At 61.1% G+C, this 21,882-nt stretch carries 11 protein-coding genes (1 of these 11 cut by a window edge); 4 read left to right on the top strand and 7 right to left on the bottom strand.

Going from position 1 to position 21,882, the window contains the following annotated elements; translation table 11 throughout:
- The first annotated feature begins 318 nt into the window (after positions 1-318).
- Positions 319-1,335, top strand: a complete 1,017-nt coding sequence (locus CCX46_RS17845; RefSeq protein ID WP_127928543.1) for an ABC transporter substrate-binding protein — start codon at positions 319-321, stop codon at positions 1,333-1,335.
- A 33-nt stretch (positions 1,336-1,368) separates the two neighbouring features.
- Here CCX46_RS17845 and CCX46_RS17840 read toward each other — a convergent pair whose 3' ends face one another.
- The 3 genes from CCX46_RS17840 to CCX46_RS17830 all read right to left on the bottom strand — a co-directional run bounded on the left by CCX46_RS17840 (position 1,369) and on the right by CCX46_RS17830 (position 3,582).
- A complete protein-coding gene (locus CCX46_RS17840; RefSeq protein ID WP_127928541.1) occupies positions 1,369-2,910 on the bottom strand; it encodes an alkaline phosphatase D family protein in 1,542 nt (513 codons plus the stop codon).
- Between the two features lie 103 nt (positions 2,911-3,013).
- Positions 3,014-3,211 (bottom strand): helix-turn-helix transcriptional regulator, encoded by a 198-nt coding sequence (locus tag CCX46_RS17835; protein ID WP_093430734.1) that lies wholly within the window; start codon positions 3,209-3,211, stop codon positions 3,014-3,016.
- Complete coding sequence (locus tag CCX46_RS17830) at positions 3,208-3,582, bottom strand: hypothetical protein (RefSeq protein ID WP_127928539.1); 375 nt, start codon at positions 3,580-3,582, stop codon at positions 3,208-3,210. Before CCX46_RS17830 ends, CCX46_RS17835 begins: the two co-directional genes overlap by 4 nt.
- Positions 3,583-3,816: 234 nt before the next feature.
- Between CCX46_RS17830 and CCX46_RS17825 the strand changes: the two genes are divergently transcribed.
- Complete coding sequence (locus CCX46_RS17825; RefSeq protein WP_127928537.1) at positions 3,817-4,314, top strand: hypothetical protein; 498 nt, start codon at positions 3,817-3,819, stop codon at positions 4,312-4,314.
- 79 nt (positions 4,315-4,393) lie between these two features.
- Here CCX46_RS17825 and CCX46_RS17820 read toward each other — a convergent pair whose 3' ends face one another.
- The 4 genes from CCX46_RS17820 to CCX46_RS17805 all read right to left on the bottom strand — a co-directional run bounded on the left by CCX46_RS17820 (position 4,394) and on the right by CCX46_RS17805 (position 7,858).
- Positions 4,394-4,873 carry a copper chaperone PCu(A)C gene (locus CCX46_RS17820; protein WP_127928535.1) on the bottom strand — a complete coding sequence of 160 codons (480 nt, stop codon included), beginning with the start codon at positions 4,871-4,873 and terminating at the stop codon, positions 4,394-4,396.
- Complete coding sequence (locus CCX46_RS17815; protein WP_008079652.1) at positions 4,873-5,478, bottom strand: SCO family protein; 606 nt, start codon at positions 5,476-5,478, stop codon at positions 4,873-4,875. The genes CCX46_RS17820 and CCX46_RS17815 overlap by 1 nt, the downstream gene beginning before the upstream one ends.
- 157 nt (positions 5,479-5,635) lie before the next feature.
- Positions 5,636-7,030: an efflux transporter outer membrane subunit gene (locus CCX46_RS17810; RefSeq protein WP_127928533.1), complete on the bottom strand. Its 1,395-nt coding sequence runs from the start codon at positions 7,028-7,030 to the stop codon at positions 5,636-5,638.
- Between the two features lie 33 nt (positions 7,031-7,063).
- Entirely contained in the window at positions 7,064-7,858 is a 795-nt protein-coding gene (locus tag CCX46_RS17805; protein WP_127928531.1) for a helix-turn-helix transcriptional regulator, read from the bottom strand.
- A 477-nt stretch (positions 7,859-8,335) separates the two neighbouring features.
- Between CCX46_RS17805 and CCX46_RS17800 the strand changes: the two genes are divergently transcribed.
- Entirely contained in the window at positions 8,336-14,746 is a 6,411-nt protein-coding gene (locus tag CCX46_RS17800; RefSeq protein ID WP_127928529.1) for a non-ribosomal peptide synthetase, read from the top strand.
- 257 nt (positions 14,747-15,003) lie between these two features.
- Positions 15,004-21,882: the 5' portion of a non-ribosomal peptide synthetase gene (locus tag CCX46_RS17795; RefSeq protein ID WP_127928527.1), read on the top strand. Its footprint extends 6,150 nt past the window's final position; the window shows 6,879 of its 13,029 coding nt (coding positions 1-6,879); the start codon lies at positions 15,004-15,006; its stop codon lies off the right edge, out of view.

The raw sequence follows: 21,882 nt of genomic DNA, 5'->3' as shown, positions 1-21,882 counted from the left end.
CTGAGGCGCTGGTGCGCGAGCTTTCAAAGGTGATGTCGCGTCTGCAGCCCTGACCGGCCCTCGGGTCAAACGGCAATCGGCGATATTGCCACCGACGGATTTATTGTTTCAGGCTGTTTAAGCCACCAAACCATCACCGGTATCCAATGGAGGAGTTGCGCAACGCTGCGATCTTTTCAAACCTTAGAATCAAAAGCCCGCCGCCTCGGTTCGCTCAACAACCCGTGCTATCGATATGCGATAAAGATATTTAATTTCTGTTTTTTATAGCGATAAAGTCAGGCCTTTCAGCAAACCACCCCATGCTGCGAGGTTGTCATGGCCACACCGTTCAAACGTTCCGCACTGACTCTGTTGGCCGCTTCTCTCGCGGCGAGTGCTTTGTTCAGCACCGGCGCTCAGGCTGAAGGCAAGATCAGCATCGCCCAGCAATTCGGCATCGGTTACCTGATTCTCGATGTAGTGCGCGATCAGAACCTCATCGAAAAACACGGCAAGGAGCAGGGCCTCGATATCAAGGTCGACTGGAACAGCATTTCCGGTGCCACGGCGATGAACGAAGCGCTGCTCACCGGATCGCTCGACGTGGTGTCTGCCGGTGTACCGCCGATGCTCACCGTGTGGGATCGCACCAAAGGCAAACAGAACGTCAAAGCCATCGCCGCGCTGGGTTCGATGCCCAACTATTTGCTGACCAACAATCCGAACATCAAGACGCTCAAGGATTTCACCGACAAGGACCGCATTGCCGTGCCTGCCGCCGGTGTCGGCTTCCAGTCGCGCACCTTGCAGATCGAAACCGCCAAGGAGTTCGGTGACGCGCAATACAAAAAGTTCGACGACATCTCAGTCAGCCTGCCGCACCCCGATGCAACGGCGGCGCTGATTGCCGGCGGCTCGGAAATCAACTCGCACTTCTCCAGCCCACCGTTCCAGTATCAGGCTCTGCAGAATCCCAACGTGCACAAAGTGCTGAGTTCCTACGACGTGCTCGGCGGCCAGGCGACGTTCAACGTGCTCTACACCACGGAAAAATTCCACGACGAAAACCCGAAGACCTACAAGGCGTTCTACGACGCTTTGGCTGAGGCTGAGAAAATCATCAAGGCCGACAAACCGGCGGCGGCTCAGGCGTACATTCGTGTCGAACAGTCGAAGTTGCCGCTGGCTCTGGTCGAGCAAATCGTCAAGGACCCGGAAATCGATTTCACCGTGGTGCCGCAGCGCACCTTTATTTATGCCGAGAAATTGCAGGAACTGGGCGTGCTGAAGAACAAGGCCGACAGCTGGAAGGATTACTTCTTTGAAGAGGCGCATGGTGGGGCCGGTAGCTGAAGAACCCGGCCCGGTGCAGGGGATTTCCGGAACTCAACCGGCAGGCTCGATCAGTCGCGTAATGGGGTGATCGTGCCCCTCGACGTGCCATTTCACCCACAACCGATTGCGCCCGTCGGAACTTTTATCTGGCTCGACGGACAGCCAGTTACGACTGGCAATCAGGCAATTTCCGTCGTATCCAATGGCTTGCATCTCGGCAGTAAGGTCGGTGTCGATCTTTTCCCGGGTACCGGTGATTGTTTCCAGGCTTCTGATCGTCAGCACAGGCAGAGGAGGATGGACGATGCCGGTTGAAATCAGCTGATGGATGACTTCTGCACCATTGTCGATATGCCGGGGGTTGGCCGAACGAATGACGCTGGCGGCCGCTACATGCACATCCCCGGAGACAATGGTGACTTTGCACTTCGCCAACTTGGCGAAATCGAGCAATCCATTGATCAGTTGCTTACGCTCGTTTTTGTGCGGCTGATGGCGCCAATGGTCCCGGAAATCATCCTCCGGCCCGATCTCCCCCGGAATCCATCCGATCAGGGCCTCAAGCAGCGCAAGGTTGACGAACGATACCGGAACGCTGGAGATGAACAGCAGGTGTGAAGGTTTGCTGACCGTCAGGCTTTTGATCCAGGTAAACATCTGCGAGATGCTTTTTTGCGACATGATTTGCGTGGGCTGTTTGAGCTGGCCGTTTCTGCCTTTGATGTCGGGCGCACGTTCAGACCTGAGGTCGGGAACGACAATGGCGAGGCCACCGAGGCCTTCAAAAGCGAAAGTATGCCCTTGACGAGTAATCGCTCCCGGGCGGCTCTCGGTTTCGTCAACCTGTAATTGGTAGAGACGAAAATAATAACTGGCAATGCGGAACAGCCCCTGGTGTACGGGACTTTCATGCAGGGCCTGGGGATAGGATCCCCAACCGTCGATGATGTCGTGATCGTCCCACATCATCAGGGTCGGAACGCTACTGAGCATGTTCAGTATCTGAGGTCTGGCCCAGTATCGCGGATAAACACTGGCGAAAAACTCGTCTGCCTGAATCTCCATTTCGTCAGTCCACAGAGTGTCATCGCGATTCCAGGAGAACTGTTTGTACCATTCATTCAAGGGGCCTTGAGTCTGTAACAGTTCATCGCTGTAAATCTGATCGCCTCCCATGACCAACAGATGGTACTCGGCTTGTTTGTGGGTCTGCGCGAGATGACTCCAGCGTTCGGCATAGCGATCTGCCAGCGAATTCAGGTATTTGACGTCCGACACACCGTTGCACGAGGTGTAAGCGATGCGGGGAGCCTGATCCAGAGGCGGGACGTGAAAGGAGCCCGACACATCTCCCAAGTCATAGTCGATCTTCAACTGCGTTTTACTTTGCTGGATCTGCATGTCCAGTCGCCAGACGGCCATGCGCGGTTTGATCAAAGGAATCCGGGCAATCCGTTTGATCGTCGGATTGTGTGCCTGCGCGACCTGCGTAGTGGGTGCCGGTGCGTTGAGGTCTTGCACCAGCAGGGCAGATACACAGTATTTCTGATTCTGAATACCGCGAAAGCTCAAAACCGGGCCAAAGGGACTCATGTTGTCGTCCTCGCTGACAATAGAAAAACGGATGCCACGCAATGCTGTGGTGTCACCGAGCGTAGTCCGTTTTTGCAAGTAGCGAGGACGCGAGGGGAGCGTTTCAGTTCATGCCATCATCAAAAATGCTTTCGATTGATAACTCGAACGCCCGGGCAATCTGAAAGGCCAGTGGCAGACTCGGGTCGTAGCGTTCGTTTTCTATAGCGTTAATCGTCTGACGCGACACGCTCAGGCGTTCAGCCAGATCGACTTGCGACCATTTGCGCTCGGCGCGTAATTCCTTGAGGCGGTTTTTCATTGGTAGCGGCGCCGCGCAATGTGCAGGCCGACAATCCACATCAGCCCCATCACCGGCCACACACACGTCCACGGGATATGTGGGGCGCCAACGTTTTCCAGAAAACCGTAGCTGAAGGTCAGCAGTGCCGAGGCGGCAAAGGCAAAACCCAAGGCTTCGAACTGGATGCGCAGATGCATTTCGTCCATGCGCCGCATGTTGCGCACGATGGCCCAGCACATCAGTCCCGCCGGAATGACCGGCGTCAGTGCGACGGCCGAGCGCAGCACGATGGGGGCGTCCATCAGGTATTGCGAGGCAATCAATGAGGCTGTCAGCACCAGCATGTAGATGATTAATGCTGCGCCCAATTCGAGGTAGTAGCGGTTCATTCTTTACTTCCTATGTAAAAGACCCTTTACATGGTCGCCGAAGATTTGTCCGATGTAAAGCATGCTTTCCATCATGTCTGGTAGCCTCGAACAGACTCATGCCGGAAGATTTTCGCCTGGGTCAGTAACTTAAAAGCACGCCTTCTGGACAGCGTAATAACCACTCAGTAGCATTCGAGCCCAACGGATTATCCCTTCGCACGTCGTCCGACGTGCAACGCTCAAGGAATCGACATGCGCGACACCCCCATTGACCAAAAACGAACGATCGTGACCCAGGTCAACGGCGAGATTCACTATGAAGCCCAGATCAGTTTCAGCTCCATGTCGCTTGTCGATGGCGAAATTCGGGTGCATCGTGCTGAAGGCAATCAGCTAGACATTCCGGTGGCCGGCGCGGACTTCGCTTGGCGCATTGATCTGGATGGCGTGCACATAGTACCCGTGACGCAGGCAGCGATTGAACCGGTTGAATCGCTGCCTGCCGATGACAGTCTGAAGTTGTTCAACTCGAAAACCGTGTGGATCACACTGGCGCTGTGGTTCTTCGTCAGTTCGGTGTTCGGTTGGCTGGGGATTGTGGTGGCGGGCGGATATTTCGCTTACCACTGGCGTCAGGTGGCACAACGCAAGGAACAGTTGGCCAAGGCGCCCATAGATAAAACCGTGACCCGTTCCGGCTCGGGGATGTCACGGGAAAGCGTACGCAAGGCGTTGGCCCGCAAGCGTTAATACTGCGCAGATCAAATACAAAAAAGGGGCGGCCTGATCATCGATCAGGCCGCCCCTTTTTTATTGCCGCTCAGTCAGATCAGTGCATTTTGCTGTGATCGTGACCTTCCATGTTGGTCAGCGCACGAACCGGCGCTTTGACTTCGATGGTTTCTTTCTCGCCCTTGGCGTTTTCCACGGTCAGGGTCAGCGGCACGCTTTCGCCTTCCTTCAGCTGACCGGTCAGGCCCATCAGCATCACGTGGTAGCCGTTCGGATCAAGCTTGACGGCTTTGCCGGCCGGCAGCTCGACGAACTTCACCGGGCCCATGCTCATGACGTCGTTCTTCATGGTCATTTCGTGGATCTGCACGTCTTTGGCCGCTGGCGTCGCGACGCTGAGCAACTTGCTGTCGCTGTCGGCGGTGAGGGTCATGAACGCGCCGCTGGCGGACTGGGTCGGCACGGTGGCACGGACCCAGGCGTCATCGATTTTGGTCGCTGCGGTCGCCTGGAATGCCAGACCCAGCAGAGAAAGACCGATGACAGCGCGTTTGAGGTGGTTCAAAACAGGTTGCATCAGCAAACCTCCATAACAGTAAGCAAATCTTCCGTGCATTGTTCTGCCGAAAGCGAGGTGGACAGACCCAGGCGCAAGCCGCCGTTGGAGTCGTAAACGTAACTGGTGGCGGTGTGCGAGATGGTGTACGTGTCGCCGGCCGGGACTTTCTCGTAGAACACGTCGAATTCCTTGGCCGTGGCCGCGGTTTCCTCAAGCGTGCCGTACAGCGCAACGAAGGTCGGGTCGAAGGCTTTCATGTAGGCGTCGAGGATTTCCGGCGTGTCGCGCTCGGGATCGAGGCTGATGAAAATCACCTGCAAACGGTCGCCATCAGCGCCCATTAGCTTCTTGATTTTGGCCGCGCGGGCGAGGGTGGTCGGGCAGACTGCCGGGCACTGGGTGAAGCCGAAAAACACCATCGGCATCATGCCGCGAAAGCTCGACAGCGTCATGGTTTCGCCGTCGGTGTTCTTCAGTTTGAAGGTACGTCCCATGATCTTGTTACTCAGATCCTTGCCGTACTTGTACGACAGTTGGCCGCGGGTGTCGCAGCCGGCGAGCAGGCCGAGCCCGAGCACGCCCATTCCCGCAAGCACCTTGCGGCGAGTCAACAAAGCCGTCATCTAATACCGCCTTTTGCAGCCCGTCAGTCAGCAGGACTGGCAGGGGGTTAACCGTAAAAGCGGCGCATGATACCAAACTGCAGGCAGACGCCGGCCACGGATCGCCGCGCGGCACAGGATCGAGCGACAAAAGGTGTAAGAAAAAGTGACGACGGACTCACTGCACCCGCGAATCCTCAGCGCTCCAGCCGCCGCCCAGCGCGGTGTACAGATTCACCTCGGCGACCAGTTGCGCGAGGCGATCGGTGATCAGACCTTGCTGCGAACTGAACAGCGATCGCTGCGCATCGAGGAACGTCAGGCTACTGTCGACACCGTTCTGATAACGGTTCTGCGCCAGGTTGTAATAGGTCTGCGTGGCCTGGACCAGATCGCGCTGCGCCTGCAATTGCTGCTGATACGTGCTGCGTGCGGCGAGACCATCGGCGACTTCCTGAAAGGCGGTCTGAATCGTTTTTTCGTATTCGGCCACCGCGACGTCTTTCTGCAACTTCGAATAATCCAGGCTCGCGCGCAGGCTGCCGGCGTTGAAGATCGGCAGGCTGATCTGCGGCTGAAAGGTCCACGCGCCCGAGCCCGCGCCGAACAGTCCGGACAGGTCACGACTGGAGGTGCCGGCATTCGCCGTCAGGCTGACACTGGGGAAAAATGCCGCCCGCGCCGCGCCGATGTTGGCGTTGGCGGCTTTTAGTTTGTATTCGGCCTGCAAAATGTCCGGGCGCCGTTGCAGCAGATCCGAAGGCAGCCCGGCGGGCAGTTGTTGCACCAGATCGCTGGCCAGCGGACGGCCGGGCAGGGCCTCGGGCACTGGCGCGCCGACCAGCAACGTCAGGCTGTTCAAGTCCTGCGCGACCTGCCGCTGGTAGCGCGCCAGATTGGCCCGTGAGCTGTCGACGCTGGTCTGCGCCTGGGCCTGCTCCAGCGCCGACGACTTGCCAGCCTCGCGGTTGCGCGTGGTCAGGTGCAGGCTCTGCTCATCGGCGGCGAGGGTGTCGCGGGTCAGTTCCAGCAGTTCCTGATCGGCGCGCCAGGTCAGGTAGGCGTTGGCGACGTTGGCCACCAGACTCAACTGCGCACTGCGCCGCGCTTGTTCGGTGGCCAGCCACGTTTGCAACGCCTGTTCGCTGAGGCTGCGCACGCGACCGAAGAAGTCCAGTTCATAGGCGCTGATGCCGAGGTTGGCCGAGTACGTCGAGTTGATCAGCGCTTTACCCTGGGTCACGCTCGGTGGCATCCGCTGGCGTAACTCGTTGGCGTTGGCGGACACCGCCGGGAGCAGGTCGGCGCGCTGAATGCGGTATTGCGCCTGAAAGGCTTCGACGTTGAGAGCCGCCACGCGCAGGTCGCGGTTGTTGACCAAGGCGCTTTCAATCAGCTGTTGCAGCGCCGGGTCGGTGAACAGCGTGCGCCAGTCCTCGTTGCTCGTGGCCGCTTGCGTTGCTGTCGGATACTGCGCGGCACTGGGTGAAACGGGCCGTTGATACTCAGGAATCAATGAACAACCGCCCATCAGCACCGCGATGGACAGCAGGGAAAGTCGCAACGTCAACATCGAACTGCCTCATGCATATAAAGAGCGTTGTGCTCAGGCCCCGGCCATCCATTTCGCCAGACCATGGCGGCCACTGACGCCGAGTTTGGCGGTGGCGCGCTTGAGATACGTCTCGATCGAGCTGTTTTTCACCCGCAGCTTTTCCGCCATTTGCGGCACGGTGCCGCCGGTCAACAGGCCGAGGCAGACTTCTTTCTCACGCACCGACAAGGCGATGTCGCTGAGCGCCAATCGCTCATCGAACACCTGTGCCAGCGGCGCCTGATCCAGTTCGGCCAACGGTTGGCGCGGTTGCCGGGCGAGGATTTGCCGACTGATCTGTGCGTGGCGTTCGATCAGTGGCAGCAGGGTGTCGGACAGGCTTTTGAGAAACGACAGCTCCGGCAGGGAAAACACCCGTTGCGTATGCGGTCGGTAAAACGAAATCACGCAACGGCGGTTGGACGTGCGCGAGACCAGATTGCACTGGTGGGCGCTGTGTTGCGGATGCCGAGGCTGCAGCGAGGCGCGCAACTGAATCAGCAGCGAGTCGTTCATCTCGATCATTTTCTGCAACAACGGATGGTGGTCGGGGCTTTCCAGCGGATCGGCCGGTGCACAGGTCTGCGTCAGACCGGCGCTGCCCAACGGTTTGATGTCGACCACGCTGGCCTGACGCTCATCCAGCGTCCACTCACTGAGATCTACCCGGTTGACCGGCACCAGCGTGTCGACCAACTGGAACATGTTCGTGGCGAAGTGATCATCGCCGGTACTGGCAATCAGCTCACCGAGTTGCCAGTAGAAGTGTGGGTTTTCCATATTGCGAATACTGCCGCTCAGATTCATATCCTTGTCATCCCTGGTTCAGAACCATCACTGAATCGTCTGCCGATTATGCAAAAGCCACCCACGCCGTCATTTCTCCTTGAACACGATCTGGAGCGGGATTTAAGCCTATGGATTTGTCCTACGTCTGTAGGGGAAATCGGGGACACAAAGTGCCACTATTTCTGATTGTTGGCGCCGGGGTTCTGACGGTGTTGATCACTGGCATATCGGCGAGCGTGACTGTTCAGTCACGCTCAAGCCCCGAAAACCCGGGCGATGGTCAATTCTGATCGGCAGCGCTCGGGCAAATGGCGGCGCTGGTATGTGGTTTTTTTCCTACAAGCTTTTCAGTATTTCCTCTCCGAATTTTTAGATGTTGCCTGCGATAACCACGCCCATGGCGCCTATCAGGGTGGTGGTTGTCCGGGTTTCAGGTGTCATGTCGGCGCGGGGGCCGATGCTTGAATACGGGCAAAATTACATGAGAAGGATCTTATGCAGCCTACTTCTGCCAACGTGGCGGACGATCTGTCCGTGCCTGTCGAGACATTCGCGCTGACTGCCGCTCAACGGGATATCTGGCTGGACCAACTGAGCCGCGGAGATTCGCCGCTGTATAACATTGGCGGTTACGTCGAACTGAGCGGGCCGCTGGATCCGGCATTGCTGCAATCGGCGCTTGAATCTCTGGTTGAAGCCAATGATGCCTTGCGCATTGTTCTGCGAGCGGACGTTGGTCGCGACGGGCTGCCGTTGCAAGGTTTTGCCCAGGCGCTGCCCGTGGCCATGCCGCTGTATGACTGCAGTGGCCACCCCGACCCACAGTCGGCGGCGCGGGCGCTGGTCGAAGCGCAGATGGCGCTGCCCTTTGTATTGAGCGGGCAAGCGTTGTTCCGCTTCTGTCTGATTCGCCTCGATCGCCATCGCCACTGGTTGGCAGCCCAGGCCCATCACTTGATCATCGATGGCTGGGCGTTCGCGCTGCTGTTCAAGTCGGTGGGCGAGATCTACAGCGCGTTGTGCCGTGGCGAGCGCCCGCGCAGGGCGGCACCGTCCTATGTCGGCTTTATCGAAGATGACGCGCGCTACCATCAGTCACTCCGCTATGAACGCAATCGACGCTACTGGCTGGACAAGTACCGTAGCCTTCCCGAGCCCTTGTTGACGTCCCGCCATCACGAATCCCTCGACGCTGAATCGGCGCCAAGCCGCATCCACGTCGAGGCTTTTCCTGCCGTGCTGCACGAGCGCATGAAAGACTGCGCGCGACGATTCGGTGGCTCGGCCTTTCATGTCTTGCTGGCGGCGCTGCATGTGTATTTCAGTCGTACCGCCCAGCGTGACGAGTGGGTGGTCGGCTTGCCGATTCTCAATCGCTCCGGCGCCCGCTTCAAAAGCACTTTGGGCTTGTTCACCCAGGTCAGTGCAATGCGCATGGGCTTCGGTCGAGCGATGTCATTCGCTGAATTGATCAAGGCAATCGGCGATGGTCTGAAGCAGGATTTTCGTCATCAACGCTACCCGCTGAGCGAGATGAACCGCGCGCTCGGCCTATTGCGTGAAGACCGCGCGCAACTGTTCGAGCTGTCGGTGTCCTACGAACAGGACGACCATGATTATCGCTACGGTGAGGCGTCGGGACACTCGGTCAAGGTCTCCAACCAGCACGAGGCGACTCCGCTGGCCATTCACCTGCGCAGCAACCGTTACACCGACAAGGCCTGGTTGCATCTGGTGTACTCGCCGGCCTATTTCACGGCTGACGAGATCGCGTCGTTCACCGAGCGCTTGTTGCTGATACTGGAGCAGGGTCTGGAATGCCCGGAACTCGCGATCGCCGATTTCAACCTCAATAGCCCGGCAGAACTGGCCCTGCTCGATGAGTGGAACAACACCCGCGTCAGTTATCCGCAAGGCCCACTGATTCATCAGCGATTCGTATCCCGAGTGGCCGAACAACCGGACGCCGTGGTCGCGACGTATCAGGGACGAACCCTGAGTTATGCCGAACTGAACCGGCAAGCCAATGCGTTGGCTCATCATCTGCTGGGCCTCGGCGTACTGCCCGATGACCGGGTTGCGATCGTTGCCCGCAGAGGCCTGGAGACGCTGGTCGGGCTGCTGGCGATTCTCAAGGCTGGCGCCGCTTATGTCCCGATCGACCCGGCGCATCCGCCCGAGCGCCTGAGTTATCTGCTCAGCGACAGCGCTCCGGTGGCGTTGCTGACGCAAAGCGATCTGCGTGATCGCTTGCCCGCCACAGCGCTGCCAGTGATCGAGCTTGATCGGCGCGAATGGTCGCTCGATAACTTGACCGATCCCGACGTGCCGGAGCTGAACACGAGCAACCTCGCGTATGTGATTTACACCTCAGGCTCAACCGGGTTGCCCAAAGGCGTCATGGTCGAGCACCGTACGCTGGGCAATCTGCTCGACTGGCACTGCGAGGCATTCGGGCTCAGCTTCGGGCAGCACACTTCGAGCCTCGCCGGCTTCGGTTTCGACGCGATGGCCTGGGAGGTCTGGCCGGCGTTGTGTGCCGGAGCGACGGTGCATTTGTCACCCGCGAGCGAAGGCAGCGAAGACATCGACGCGCTGCTCGACTGGTGGCGTGCGCAGCCGCTGGACGTCAGCTTTCTGCCAACGCCGATTGCCGAATATGCCTTCAGCAAACAACTGGATCACCCGACCTTGCGCACCTTGCTGATCGGCGGTGATCGCCTGCGCCAGTTCAACCGTGCGCAGGGTTTTGCGGTGGTCAACAATTACGGGCCGACCGAGGCCACGGTGGTCGCCACCTCGGGGCTGATTACCCCGGGGCAGGCGTTGCACATCGGCAAACCGCTGAGCAATGCCACGGCTTATCTGCTCGATGACCAGCAGCGCCCGGTGCCGATCGGCATCATCGGCGAGCTGTATGTCGGCGGCGCCGGGGTTGCCCGGGGTTATCTGAATCGCCCGGAGCTGACCGCCGAACGCTTTCTCGACGACCCGTTCAGTGCACAGCCGGATGCGCGTATGTATCGCACCGGCGATCTCGCCCGTTGGCGCGCCGACGGCAATCTTGAGTACATCGGTCGCAACGATGACCAGGTGAAAGTCCGCGGTGTGCGTGTCGAACTGGGCGAAATCGAAGCGGCACTCGCCAGCCATGCTGCGGTGCAGGAAGCCGTGGTGCTGGTGCGTGACGGCCAACTGTTGGCGTGGTTTACCGAGCGTGAAGCGCTGGACATCCTGCACTTGCACGCTCACCTGACATCGCGTTTGCCAGCCGCGATGCTGCCGGCCGCCTACATCCGCCTGGCGACGCTGCCGCTGACCGCCAACGGCAAGCTTGATCGCCAGGCCTTACCGGCGCCGGGGCCGGAAGCGCTGATCCGTCGTCAATACGAGGCGCCGCAAGGTGATGTCGAAATCGCGCTGGCGCAGATCTGGGCCGAGGTCTTGCAAGTCGAACGGGTAGGGCGTCACGACCACTTCTTTGAGCTGGGCGGGCACTCGTTGCTGGCGGTGGGCTTGATCGAACGCATGCGCCAGATCGGCATGAGTAGCGATGTTCGCGTGCTGTTCAGCCAGCCGACACTCTCCGCATTGGCTGCAGCGGAGGGCAGCGGCCGCGAGGTCGAGGTGCCGGCCAACCGCATTCCTGCCGACTGCACGCACATCACGCCTGAGCTGCTGCCGCTGGTGCAACTGGATCAGCCAATGATCGAGCGTATCGTCGCCACCGTGCCGGGCGGTGCCGCCAATGTGCAGGACATCTATCCGTTGGCGCCGTTGCAGGAAGGCATTCTCTATCACCACATCACCGCCGCGCAGGGCGATCCGTATCTGCTGCAATCACTGCTGGCGTTCGACAGTCTTGAACGGGTCGAGGCCTTCGCCGCTGCGCTGCGTCAGGTCATGGCGCGGCACGACATCCTGCGTACGGCGGTGGTCTGGGAAGGGCTGACGTCACCGGTTCAAGTGGTGTGGCGCGAGGCAATTCTGCCGGTGCAGGAGGTCGAACTGGATCCTGCCCACGGCGAGATCATCGATCAATTGCACCAGCGTTTCGACGCACGGCGCTATCGCCTCGACGTCAGTCAGGCACCGCTGCTGCGCCTGATGTATGCCCGTGATCCTGCGCATAACCGGGTGGTCGGCATCTTGTTGTTCCATCATTTGGCGATGGATCACATTGCGCTGGAGGCCATGCGCGAAGAAATCCACGCCTGCCTGTCCGGGAGCGGCGAACCGCTGGCGGCACCGGTGCCATACCGCAACTATGTGGCGCAGACGCGATTGGGTGTCAGTGAACAGGAGCATGAGGCGTTTTTCCGCCAGATGCTCGCTGACATCGATGAGCCGACCTTGCCGTTCGCTTTGCAGAATGTGCAGGGCGACGGCAGCAACATCGAAGAAGCCGAGCAAACCCTGGCCAGCGGTCTCTATCAGCGCTTGCAGCAGCAGGCGCGTCTGGCCGGCGTGAGTGTCGCCAGCCTGATCCACCTCGCCTGGGCGCAAGTGTTGGCGGCGACATCCGGCCAGCCAAGCGTGGTGTTCGGCACGGTGTTGATGGGGCGCATGCAGGGCGGCGCGGGGGCCGACCGGGCGCTGGGGGTGTTCATCAACACCTTGCCGCTGCGGGTCGATGTCGGCGAAGGCGCACGCGCGGCGGTGAAGTCCACGCATGCCCGCCTGACAGCGTTGCTCGCCCATGAGCACGCCTCTTTGGCGCTGGCTCAGCGTTGCAGTGGCGTCGCTGCGCCGGCGCCGCTGTTCAGCGCCTTGCTCAACTATCGGCACAGCGATGACGTCGAGCAAAAAACCTCCCGGCAAACCTGGCAGGGCATCGAGACTCTGGCCAACGAGGAACGCACCAATTACCCGTTTACCCTGAGCGTCGATGACCTCGGCACAGGCTTGCGCCTGACCACCCGAACTTTGTCGAACATCGGCGCGCAACGGATTTGCAGTTATGTGCAGTCGGCGCTGAACGGTTTGGTCGAAGCGCTGGAGACCACGCCGCAGCGGCCGCTGAATAGCCTGCCGTTGTTACCACCGGAAGAACTGCAACGGTTGCTGATCGAGTTCAACGCCACCGCCGTCGACTGCCCGATGGACCAGCCACTTCAGGCGCTGTTTGAACAACAGGTGCAGGGCAAACCGGATGCCATCGCCGTGCAATTCGCCGAACAGCGCCTGAGCTATCGCGAGTTGAATGAGCAGGCCAACCGCCTGGCCCATCATCTGCGTGGGCTCGGCGTACAACCGGATTCTCGGGTTGCGATCTGCGTCGAGCGCGGGCCGGAACTGGTGATCGGTCTGCTTGGCATTCTCAAGGCGGGCGGTGCTTATGTGCCGCTCGATCCGGATTATCCGCTGCAACGCCTGAACTACATGTTGCAGGACAGCGCACCGGTTGCACTGCTGGTGCATGCCGCGACGCGTGACCTGCTCGGCGAACCCGGCCTGCCGCTGATCGATCTCGACCTCGGCGCCTGGCAGGACCAGCCGCACCTCAATCCTCATGTGCCGGGCCTCGGCGCGACGAATCTGGCCTACATGATCTACACCTCCGGCTCCACCGGTACGCCGAAGGGCGTGATGATCGAGCACCGCAGCGCCTGCAACATGGTGTACTGGGGTTCGCAGTTGTCGCCGCCGACTGAACACGGGGCGCTGCTGCAAAAGGCCCCGTACAGTTTCGACAGTTCGGTGTGGGAGATCTTCTGGCCGCTGTGCTCGGGCATGCGTCTGGTGCTGGCGCGGGCCGATGGCAATCGCGATTCGGCTTATGTCACGCAAGTGATCCGCGAACAGAACATCACTGTGGTGAAGTTCGTGCCGGCGTTGTTGCAGCAGTTCATCGAACAGGACGACGTCAGCCAGTGCACCAGCCTTACCGATGTGCTCAACGGTGGCGGCGAGTTGACCGTTGCGCTGGCTCGGCAAGTGCGCGAGCGCCTGCCGTGGGTGCGCCTGCACAACGTCTACGGGCCGACCGAAACCACGGTCGACAGCAGCGGCTGGACCCTGGAGCCCGGCGAGCCGGTGCCGCCGACACTGGTGCCGATCGGCAAGGCGCTGAGCAACACGCGCCTGTATGTGCTCGATGCCTGCGATCAGCCGGTGCCGTTTGGCGTGAGCGGGCATTTGCACATTGGTGGAGTGGGCGTGGCGCGCGGCTATCTGGGCCTGCCGCAATTGCAGGCCGAACGCTTTATCGACAGTCCGTTCGTGGCCGGTGATCGCTTGTATCGCACCGGTGATCTGGTGCGGTATGGCGCTGACGGCAATCTCGAGTTTCTCGGTCGCAATGACTTTCAGGTCAAGCTGCGCGGGGTGCGTCTTGAGCTGGGCGAGATTGAGGCGCGCTTGCTGGAACACCCGGCCCTCCGTGAAGCGGTGGTGCTGGTGCGCGATGAGCGGCTGGTGGCTTATTACAGCGTACGGGCCGAGGTCACTGCGCCCACGCTGGAAGCGTTGCGCACGCATGTGTTGGCGCGGTTGCCGGAGTTTATGGTGCCCGGTGCCTACGTGATGCTGGCGGCGTTGCCTTTGACGCCCAACGACAAAATCGATCGCAAGGCGTTGCCGGAGCCGGGAGCGGAGGCGCTGCTCAGTCGTCCTTACGAGGCACCCGAAGGTGACGTGGAAACAGCCTTGGCGCAGATCTGGGCGCAGGTGCTCAACGTCGAGCAGGTGGGGCGGCACGACAACTTCTTCGAGCTGGGCGGGCATTCGCTGTTGGCGGTGAGTCTGGTCGCGCGCATGCGTCTGGCCGGTTTGCATGTCGATGCGCGCACGCTGTTCAGCCAGCCGACGCTGGCCGCGCTGGCGGCACAGACCTCGCGGCAGGCCAAGCAGGTCGAGATCGCCCAGACCACCATCCCGAGCCTCAATCGCAAGCGCCGTCTCTGATCCTCGGACACAAACCCTGTGGGAGCGAGCCTGCTCGCGAAAGCGTTGGTTCATTCAATGATGATGTCGACTGACCCACCGCTTTCGCGAGCAGGCTCGCTCCCACAGGGGGCTTGCGGTGCTCACGCCGGCGGCTTGTCCCCGCTTCCCATGTCAGACACCCACGCCCCGATGTTTTAGTTTTTCCAGGCTGCGCGCCGCGTGCACGGACTCGCTGCTGCGCGCTCCTTTTTTCCGTATTTACAGCAGGTTACCTCATGCATTTCAGCGAACTGATGGCTGTTATTTCCACCCATGCGATCCGCCTTCAACAGGAAGATGAAGACCTGGTCATTCTGGGCAGCGACGACGCGCTGGATGACGCGTTGTGGGACAGCCTCTCGGCGCACAAGGCGCAACTGCTGGAGCTGGTCGCCCAACACGGCGGTGACTGGCTGAGCCCTGCGTTTCGCATCACTCCGGACATGCTGCCGCTGGTGAAGCTGAATCAGGACACCCTTGACCGCATCGTCGCCACGGTGCCGGGCGGCGCGGCCAACGTGCAGGACATCTATCCGCTGTCTGCGTTGCAGGAGGGCATGCTGTATCACCACCTCTCGGCCGCTGCCGGTGACCCTTACATCTCGCAGGCGCGCTTCGTGTTCGACAGCCAGCAACGCCTGGACGCCTTTGCTGAGGCGCTGCGCTGGGTGGTCAAGCGCCACGATATTTTGCGCACCTCATTTGTCTGGGAGTACCTCGACGAGGCGGTGCAAGTGGTCTGGCGCGAGGCGCCGCTGGTGTGTCAGGCAATTACCGTCGACAGCGACCGAGACGTGCTCACGCAACTGCTCGAACGCCACGACCCGCAGCACTTCCGCCTCGACATGCAGCAAGCGCCACTGCTGCGCATGGTCTATGCGCAGGATCCTGCGCAGGATCCTGCGCAGGGCCGTGTCGTTGCGCTGTTGCTGTTTCATCACATGATCATGGATCACGTGGCGCTGGATGTGCTGCGCCGGGAAATTCAGGCCTGTCTGCTCGGGCAGACTGAGCAAGTGCCAGCGGCGGTGCCGTATCGCGATCACTTGGCCAAGGCACGCAGTGCCGGTAACGAGCAGGTGCAGGAAGCATTTTTCCGCGAAATGCTCGCCGATATCGACGAGCCGACACTGCCATGTGGCTTGCAGGATGTGCAGGGCGATGGCCACGCCATCGAGGAAGCATCGCTGATGCTCGACAGCCGCTTGAGCCGGCAGTTGCGCGAGCAGGCGCGGCAGCTCGGCGTGAGCGTCGCGAGCCTGACGCATCTGGCGCTGGCGCGGGTACTGGGGCAATTGTCCGGGCGCACGGCGGTGGTGTTTGGCACCGTACTGCTGGGGCGCATGGACGCGGGCGAGGGCGGCGAACAAGCGCTAGGCATGTTCATCAACACTTTGCCGCTGCGCGTTGATGTCGGCGAGCAAAGTGTGCGTGCCGGCGTGCTGGCAACCCACCGGCGCCTGACCGCGCTGCTGGCGCACGAGCAATCCTCGCTGGCCTTGGCCCAACGTTGCAGCGCAGTGGCCGTGCCGACGCCCCTGTTCAGCGCGATTCTCAACTACCGGCACAGCAGCGTCGAAGAAGTCGCGGACGTGGTCGACATTGCCCCCGGTGTGCAGGTGCTCGGCGCGCGTGAGCGCACCAACTACCCGCTGACGATCAACATCGATGACCTCGGCGCAGACTTGCGCATCACCGCGCTGGCGGATGTAGCGCTCGGCGCCGAGCGCATGGCCGCGTACCTGAACACGGCGCTGGAAAGTCTGGCGGCGTCCCTGCAATCCACCGCTGATGTGGCGCTGCAAGAGCTGACAATCCTTCCCGCCAGCGAACGCGAACACCTGCTGCACGGCAGCAATTTGCCGCTGGCGCAGTTCCCTGTAACCACGCTGATCCACCAGCAATTCGAAGCCCATGCGCAGGCCCGACCTGACGCCACGGCGTTGATCTTTGAAGGGCAGACGCTCAGCTACGGCGAACTCAATCGTCGCGCCAATCAGGTCGCCCATCATTTACTGGCGCTGAACATCCGCCCCGATGACCGTGTCGCCATCTGCGTTGAGCGCGGCCCGCAAATGATCATCGGCCTGCTCGGTGTACTCAAGGCCGGCGCCGGTTACGTGCCGATCGATCCGGCCTATCCGTTGGACAGAATCAGTTTCACCTTGCAGGACAGCGCCCCGGCGGCGGTGCTGATGCAGGCGGCGACCCGCGATCGTGTGGCCGCTCTCGAGGTGCCGCAGATCGACCTCGACAGCGCTCACCTCAAGGCCGAACTCGAGAGCAATCCGCAGATTCCCGAGCTGACGGCGGCGCATCTGGCGTACGTGATCTACACCTCCGGCTCCACCGGTCTGCCCAAAGGCGTGATGGTCGAGCACCGCAACGTGGCGCGGCTGTTTTCTGCCACCCATGACTGGTTCCAGTTCAACCAGCAAGACATCGGGGTGCTGTTCCATTCCTTCGCGTTCGACTTCTCGGTCTGGGAAATCTGGGCCGCGCTGGCGTTCGGCGGGCAACTGCTGTTGATCCCGCAAGCCGTCAGCCGCTCGCCGGACGACTGCTATGCGCTGCTGTGCGAAACCGGCGTCACCGTGCTCAACCAGACGCCGAGCGCATTCCGCCAACTGATCTCCGCCCAGGGCCGCAGCCAATTACAGCACTCCCTGCGGGAAGTGATTTTCGGTGGTGAGGCGCTGGAGCCGGGGCTGCTCAAGCCGTGGTATGCGCGGGTCGGCAATGCCGGAACACGGTTGGTCAATATGTACGGCATCACCGAAACCACCGTGCACGTGACCTATCGACCGCTGCAAGCCGCCGACGCGCAGTTGCTTGGCGTCAGCCCGATTGGCGTGCGCATTCCCGACCTGCAACTGTATGTCCTCGATGCGCAGCGCGAACCGGTTCCGGTCGGCGTGATTGGCGAGTTGTACGTCGGCGGGGCCGGGGTGGCGCGCGGTTATCTGAATCGCGAAGCACTGACGGCCGAGCGTTTTATCAATGATCCGTTTGGCGAAAACGCCGGTGCGCGCTTGTATAAAACCGGCGACCTTGCGCGTTGGGCGGCGGACGGCAGCCTCGAATACCTGGGGCGTAACGACGATCAAGTGAAGATTCGCGGTTTCCGCATCGAACTGGGCGAGATCGAGGCGCGCCTGTCTACTTGCGAAGGCGTGCGCGAAGCTGTGGTGATCGCTCGCGAAGACAGCCCCGGCGATCAGCGTCTGGTCGCGTACTGGCTGGCCGACGAAGGTGCGGCGCCGGATGTGGCGCAATTGCGTGATCATCTGTTGGCGGTGTTGGCTGACTACATGGTGCCGAGCGCCTTCGTGCGTCTGGACGCTTTGCCGCTGACCACCAATGGCAAGCTCGACCGCAAAGCCTTGCCGGCACCGGACAGCGATGCATTCGCCCGGCGTGGTTTCGAAGCGCCGGTTGGTGCCGTGGAAAACCTGATTGCCGGACTCTGGCAGACGTTACTCGGTGTCGAGCAGGTCGGTCGCCATGACAACTTCTTCGAACTCGGTGGTCATTCGCTGTTGGCAGTGAAGCTGATCGAACGCATGCGCCAACAGGATCTGCACTGTGACGTGCGCGTACTGTTCGGTCAGCCGAGCGTGGCAGCGCTGGCGGCGACCCTGAGCAGCGAACGCGTCATCGTCGTTCCCGACAACCTGATCGAACCGGGTTGCACGCGCATTACTCCGGCGATGCTGCCGCTGGCCAATCTCGATCAAGCAGCGATCGACCGTGTCGTTGCAACTGTGTCGGGTGGCATCGCCAATGTGCAGGATATCTATGCTCTGGCGCCGTTGCAGGCGGGGATTCTCTATCACCATCTGGCCACCAGCGCCGGTGATCCGTATGTGTTACAGGCGCAATTTGCCTTCGACGGTCTGGCGCAGATCAAAGACTTTGTTCGTGCCTTGAACGGCGTGATCAAACGCCATGACATTCTGCGCACCGGCATCGTTTGGGAGGGGCTCGAAGAAGCCGTACAGGTGGTCTGTCGTGAAGCAGCACTGGCGCTGGAACGCGTCGATGCCGATGAACTCGACGGCGATGTACTGGAACAGATGCAGGCGCGTTTCGATCCGCGCCACTACCGTCTGGACCTCAATCGCGCGCCGCTGATGCGCTTTGTCTACACCGAAGATCAGCCGCACAACCGCTGGATCGGCATTCTCCTGCTGCACCATATCGTCCTCGATCACACCGCGCTGGAAGTGCTGGTCGCGGAAATGAACGACGTCATGCTCGGCCGCAGCAGCGACCTGCCGCCGCCGGTGCAGTACCGTAATTTCGTCGCGCAGGCGCGGCTCGGTGCCGATGATCAGGCTCATGAAGTCTTCTTCCGCGAGATGCTTGCTGACATTGACGAACCCACCGTGGCCTTCGGTTTGCAGGACGTGCACGGCGACGGCAGCGCGATCCTCGACAGTCATTTCGAGCTGGACGCCAGCCTTGGCCAGCGTCTGCGTGAGCAGGCACGGCGGCTGGGTGTCAGCGTCGCGAGTCTGGTGCATCAGGCCTGGGCTCAGGTCTTGGCGCAGGTTTCCGGCCAGCAAGACGTGGTGTTCGGCACCGTGTTACTAGGGCGCATGCAGGGCGGAGAGGGCGCTGATCGGGCGTTGGGCATGTTCATCAACACCTTGCCGTTGCGCGTCAGCGTCGGGGTGGATTCGGTAGAGAGCGGCGTGCGTGCCACCCATGCGCGTCTGGCGCAGTTGCTCGGCCATGAGCAAGCCTCGCTGGCGCTGGCCCAGCGTTGCAGTGGTGTCGCTGGTTCGCAGACGCTGTTCAGCACTTTGCTCAACTACCGCCACAGTGCGCCGCAATCGGCGGCTGTCATGTGGGACGGCGTGCAGATTCTCAGCTCGCGCGAGCGCAGCAATTATCCGCTGGTGGTCAGTGTCGACGACCTTGGCGAAGGTTTCCGCTTGAGCGTGCAAGCGGTGCCGCAGGTGGATGGCGCACGGGTCTGCGACTACTTGCAAACCGCCTTGCACAGTCTGGTCACGGCGCTGGAGTACACACCGCAGGCGCCGTTGCAGCAACTGACGATCGTGTCGCCGGGCGAGCGGCAACGGGTGCTGGTCGGTTTCAACATCAGTGGTCGTGAATATCCGCCCGCGCAGACCGTGCCGCGTCTGTTCGAAGCACAAGTGGCGGCGCATTCCGAGGCGCTGGCGGTGGTGCAGGGCGAGCAACAGCTCAGCTACCGCGAACTGAATCAGCGCGCCAATCGTCTCGCCCATCACTTGATTGGCCTCGGCGTTCAAGTCGACGACCGTGTTGCGCTGTGCCTGCGTCGCGGGCCGGACATGCTCGTCGCACTGTTGGCGATTCTCAAGGCCGGCGCGGGTTACGTGCCGATCGATGCGGATTATCCGCCAGAACGGATTGCCTACCTGTTGCAGGACAGCGACCCGATCGCGGTGCTGGCGCAGGCGTCGACGCGCGACCTGCTTGGCGCTGTACCCGTGATTGATCTGAGCACCAACGACTGGCGGCACTTGCCTGACACCAACCCGGCACTGTCGAGGCTGACCCCGGCGAATCTGGCCTACGTGATTTACACCTCGGGTTCTACCGGGCAGCCGAAAGGCGTGATGGTCGAGCACCGCACTCTGGAAAACCTCGTGCACTGGCACGCCGAAGCCTTTGATCTGCACGCCGGCAGCCACACCGCCAGCGTCGCCGGTTGCGGTTTCGATGCCATGGCCTGGGAAGTCTGGCCGGCGTTGTGCGTCGGCGCGACCGTGCATCTGCCACCGTCCGCGATCGGCAATGAACACCTCGACGAACTGCTCGAGTGGTGGCGCGCGCAGCCGTTGCAGGTGAGCTTTCTGCCGACCCCGGTGGCCGAATATGCCTTCAGTCGTGAATTGGGCCATCCGACCCTGCGCACATTGCTGATCGGTGGCGATAAATTGCGCCAGTTCCCGCGAGATCAGACGTTCGATGTGATCAACAACTACGGCCCGACCGAAGCCACGGTGGTGGCGACGTCCGGGCGCATCGAGCCCGGGCGGGTTTTGCACATTGGCCGGCCGATCGCCAATGCGCGGATTTATCTGCTGGACCGCCAGCAGCAGCCAGTGCCGGCCGGTGTGCAAGGCGAGTTGTATGTCGGCGGCGCCGGGGTTGCACGGGGTTATCTGAATCGTCCGGAACTGACCGCTGCGCAGTTCCTCGACGACCCGTTCAGTGACGAGCCGCACGCACGCATGTACCGCACCGGTGACCTCGCGCGCTGGCTGGACGACGGCAATATCGAATACCTGGGGCGCAACGACGATCAGGTGAAACTGCGCGGTGTGCGTATTGAACTCGGCGAAATCGAAGCCGCGTTGAGCGCTCATGACGCGGTCCGCGAATGCGTGGTACTGGTACGCGACGGGCGTCTGGTTGCGTGGTTCACTGACATCGAGCAGGTCGAGATCGGCGACTTGCACCGCCATCTGCAAGCGCGACTGCCGGACACTTTGGTGCCGGCTGCCTATGTGCGACTGGACAGCCTGCCGCTCACGGCCCACGGCAAACTCGATCGCAAGGCCTTGCCCGAACCGGATCAGGACGCGTGGCTCAGCCGTGAATATGAAGCGCCGCAAGGCCCGGTCGAGATCGCGTTGGCGCAGATCTGGGCCGACGTACTCAACATCGAACAGATCGGCCGCCACGACAATTTCTTCGAACTCGGCGGCCATTCGCTGTTGGCGGTGAGCCTGATCGAACGCATGCGTCAGGCCGGTCTGAACGCCGATGTGCGCGTGCTGTTCAACCAGCCGAGTCTGGCCGCGCTGGCGCGTGCCTTGGGCAGTGGCCGGGAAATCGCAGTGCCGGCCAATCTGATTGCGGCCGATTGCACGCACATCACCCCGGACATGCTGACCCTGACAACACTGGATCAAGCCAGCATTGATCGTATTGTTGCCACGGTGCCGGGCGGTGCTGCGAATGTGCAGGATATCTATCCGCTGGCACCGTTGCAGGAAGGCATTCTTTATCACCACCTCAGTGCTGAGCAGGGCGATCCGTATCTGCTGCAATCACGTCTGGCCTTCGACAGTCTCGAGCGTTTACAAACCTTCGCCACGCATTTGCAGCAGGTC

The sequence above is a fragment of the Pseudomonas sp. RU47 genome (assembly GCF_004011755.1).
In the GTDB taxonomy this organism is placed as follows: domain Bacteria; phylum Pseudomonadota; class Gammaproteobacteria; order Pseudomonadales; family Pseudomonadaceae; genus Aquipseudomonas.
The sequence above is the reverse complement of the archived record's forward strand: the minus strand, read 5'-3'. Positions and strand labels throughout refer to the sequence as shown.